Origin of the sequence: Kitasatospora nipponensis, assembly GCF_039528135.1 — a bacterium.
In the GTDB taxonomy this organism is placed as follows: Bacteria; Actinomycetota; Actinomycetes; order Streptomycetales; family Streptomycetaceae; genus Kitasatospora; species Kitasatospora nipponensis.
This window is the reverse complement of record NZ_BAAALF010001048.1, coordinates 1-549: the sequence shown is the minus strand read 5'-3', so window position 1 is coordinate 549 and position 549 is coordinate 1. Positions and strand designations below refer to the sequence as shown.

Genomic DNA, 549 nt, shown 5'->3' with positions numbered 1-549 from the left:
GTGCACTCGGGGTCGCTGGACTTCGCCGAGGCGGTCTGGGCGACCGCCCAGCTGGCCCGCTGCGAGGACGAGTACTTCGCGGTCGAGCACCGGGACATCGTCACCCACTCGTTCACCCGCACCCCGCAGGCCCGACTGGCCGAAGTACTGGCCGAGTTGGACGAGCAGGGGGAGTGGTACGACATCTCCTGCTACATCGACGAGGACTTCTACATGCTCTCGCTGCGCGAGGGCCGGGTGGACTGGCTGCAGGCCCGGCTGCGGGCGATGGGTGGCCTGCCGCTGTACACGATGAACCCGCCGATGCACTCCGCGGCCTTCGGCGCGCTGCGCGACCGGGTCGAGGCGGAGGTGGTCGACCGGCTGACCTTCGCCGACCCGGTGCTGCCGATCGTGGCGGACCAGGACGGCTCGGTGCTCACCACCGGCGCGGGCGTCCGGACGATGATCCTGGACGGCTACGTGAAGCCGGTGCGCTGGCCGGCCGTGGTGGAGACCTTCCAGCGGCTGGGCATCGGCACCGTCCGGGTCTGCGGACCTGACGGTCTG

1 pseudogene is annotated in these 549 nt (G+C 70.9%); it reads left to right on the top strand.

The window, feature by feature from the left end:
* Window positions 1-549 (top strand): annotated as a pseudogene (locus tag ABD323_RS44790) (ACP S-malonyltransferase); the annotation flags it as partial.